This is a genomic window from Brevundimonas sp. P7753 (assembly GCF_013386595.1).
Taxonomy (GTDB): Bacteria; Pseudomonadota; Alphaproteobacteria; order Caulobacterales; family Caulobacteraceae; genus Brevundimonas; species Brevundimonas bullata.
The window spans coordinates 1-307 of record NZ_JACARP010000113.1; the positions used below are offsets into that span (position 1 = coordinate 1).

Here is a 307-nt window from a genome sequence, read left to right on the forward strand (position 1 = left end):
CCCCGTGAACGGGGGAGGATTGAGAGACTTAGTTTTTTACTTCGGGCGCAGGTCGTTGGTGACGTCGCCGGTCTTGAGCGGCTTGCCGCCGAACTCCGACGCATAGGCCGGGGCCAGGAGGGTCTGGAAGGTCGAGGCGGGCAGGGTCAGGTAGTAGGCGCCCTCGACGTAGGGGCCGACGGCATAGGCGTCGAGCAGGAAGGTCAGGCCGCCAGCCTTGCCCGGCGCATCGCCGGGAGCGAGGACGATGGCCAGGTCCTTCAGCCTGGGGCAGGACCAGGTGTCGCCGCCGACCTTGACCGGGGTC

At 68.1% G+C, this 307-nt stretch carries 1 pseudogene; it reads right to left on the minus strand.

Annotated features, from left to right (window positions below):
- Positions 1 to 36: 36 nt before the first annotated feature.
- A pseudogene (locus tag HX774_RS20175) lies at positions 37 to 307 on the minus strand (RsiV family protein); the annotation flags it as partial.